The following is a 2563-nucleotide window of genomic DNA, read 5'->3' on the forward strand; positions in this document are numbered from 1 at the left end:
GATACACGCTTTGATTTGCCAAGTTATTGGGAAGGTATGAACGCTGGTGAAAAAGTTTTGTATCTTCTGGGTCCAATACATGTTCGTCTTCTTGATGCCTTCAGAGTAGATGAAGAGAATAGAAAATATAAAGCCATCATTAAAGAAGCTAAGCGCGTTCTAGCAAGATCTGTTGTGAAAGCGGCTTAGTTTAAAACACGATTCATCTCCCCATTTCAAAAGTGGGGAGGGGATAAAGCTTTTAGTTTTTGGTTAGCTACTGTTTTAAATGTGCGAAGATATTGTCTATCGCATCTAAAAATTAAACCTTTAATCTAGAAATAAATGCTTCATTCCTTAATTTTGCATCCTGCAATAAATCATTCCATTCTATTATTTCAACGGATCCTCGAAAATCACCTTGTAGAAGAGTAGTTCTCCCTCGCCCATTAGCTGTTTTCTGCCATGTCGACGTTTGCGTTTTAAGTTCACCTTCTATATCGGCAATAATATAACAATAAAAAACACACTGCTCTGAAATCTTTATTTTCTTATTATCAAATGTCTTTATACTTTTTCCTTTAAGTTCATTAAGGTATATGTTTATTTGTTCCATGGGGGTGTAACCCGTTTTATATGTTTTCTGACCTGGTCTTTTAAACTCCACCAACATTAACTTGTCCAGATCTGCATCAAGACGACCTTCAAGTCCTAGAGCATGCAATTTATCATAACATAATAAATCAGGACGAATTCTTTTTGTACTATTCTTCGCGATTTTTTTGATAGACACATCCGAAGCGAAGTATTTTGTAAATGTTAATCGCTCATCAATAATCCATAAATCATGCGTTAAATTTTCCTGAGATTCAGGATCATCGCCCCGAACACGCATTGGACAAATAAGTTCATGCAATGTTTTCTCTAGATGCGGGACTTCTTGACCATTAACATTTTTCTTAACCTCTATTATTAATTCTCCTAAAATATCAAGTATAACTTTACGACGTATAACATACTCTGCTAACTGTCTTGTTTCTTCATCTTTAACTTCTTTTGCAAGTTCAGAAACTTTTTGGGAAAAGCTGTATGTATTAGTATTCCCTTTAGTAATTTCACGGTATATGTTTTCAATTCTCAAATTTTGCTTTTTTTCTCTTCGAAGCTTATGAATAGCCAGTGTCTTAACAAAGTCTTCTGTATCCTTTGCAGATTTAGGAAGTTTTTCTAATAGTTTTTCATAACTATCAAAACAATAGGAAGGATGTGTTCTACAAAATTCTTTTAATTTATTTAAACGTTTTTCTTCGTATTCTTCATTTTCTGGAGCAAGAACGCTATCTACAATATTGTTAGCAACGGAACGTAAAATATTTTTCAATATTTTATTCTTAAAAGAAAAATGCGTTCTTTCTTGATTAACTCTATCATCTAAATACTGACCACTTATGCAACCATGATACACTAGCCCTTGGTCTCCAAATTTTCCGAAACCAATAAGGTTATCGATGCTTTCAGTAGTCACAGTACGATCATGTGCGAAAAGATGTAGATAGTGGTTCTTCCCTTTAAAGTTAAGGTTAGCATCCGCCATACAAATAAAATTACGAATTTTTAATAAACCAAAATCTGCGGTTTCAAGTGTAATCTCTCCCCTATTTTCTACTAAATATTTTTTAACTTTCTGCGCTAAATTGACAGACATCTGATCATCACGAAAAGTTATTTGAGGAAGTTGTTCTAAAATTAAATCTGAAAAAAAATGTGCCCCAATATGATCGATAATTGCTTCAGTTTCGCGTGGAAAATGTTTTTGGTACGCTACATCTCTTAAACCGGTAAAAATAATTTCTGTTCCGGTTACTTCTTGATTAATAAGAGGTATTTTTGAATGATCAAGAATCTGATTTTCCTCTTCCAAACAAAATGTAAAGCTTCTCTGGTAAAGCTGATCTTCTTCAAGGAATATACTTTTAACTCGTATTTTCTTAAAGGCATCCAACCATAGCAGCCGCCCAACTCCTTTTCCTCCTTTTTCTAATTTAAAATTAGTATCTACAGTGCAAAAAGCTTGAAAGTGCTCATCATCCAATCCTACACCATTGTCTTTAACTATAATTTCAAGTGTTTCATTTTTATCTATATCTTTGATTTCTATATCTATGTTACCCGCGCTTTTGTAATCTTCTTGCTTAGAATCTTCAAGCGCGTGAATAGCGTTGCTTACCGCTTCAAAAACAGGCTGCAAAGCTTCCATTTCAGTGGACGGTTTAGGAAAACGACGAACTCTTCCAGCAAGATTTTCTTTCATAGAAAACTTTTCAGTTTTATTCTTTTCTTGTTTTTGAACTGCGACGTTTTCCATAATTATTCCCACCTTTTTAGCCGATAATATTACGAAATATACCTATTAAACGCACGTATATTAACAATTTGTTATTATTATAGAACAAATTTTTAATTCTTTGAAATCCACTGTTTTAAATGGGCGAAGGCATTCTCTATCGCCTCCATGAGACGAGCAAATTTAAGAATCCATTTTCTAAAGAATTTCGCGCGTCTCAGAGTATGTTTAGAGTCGGAT

At 33.7% G+C, this 2563-nt stretch carries 1 protein-coding gene and 1 pseudogene; one reads left to right on the forward strand and one right to left on the reverse strand.

Annotated elements, in window-relative coordinates; translation table 11 throughout:
• Positions 1–189: pseudogene (locus ACFIQE_RS09535) on the forward strand (phage antirepressor Ant); the annotation flags it as partial.
• A 112-nt stretch (positions 190–301) separates the two neighbouring features.
• On the opposite strand, the gene ACFIQE_RS09540 reads toward ACFIQE_RS09535, so the two are convergent.
• Complete coding sequence (locus ACFIQE_RS09540; protein WP_375641060.1) at positions 302–2344, reverse strand: ATP-binding protein; 2043 nt, start codon at positions 2342–2344, stop codon at positions 302–304.
• Positions 2345–2563 lie beyond the last annotated feature (219 nt).

This window comes from Bartonella sp. AA1HLJMS (assembly GCF_042197445.1).
GTDB lineage: Bacteria > Pseudomonadota > Alphaproteobacteria > Rhizobiales > Rhizobiaceae > Bartonella.

Bases quoted from the DNA above. Each gene is read 5' to 3' on its own strand.
- ACFIQE_RS09540 (WP_375641060.1), bottom strand. From the start codon at position 2,344: ATGGAAAACGTCGCAGTTCAAAAACAAGAAAAGAATAAAACTGAAAAG.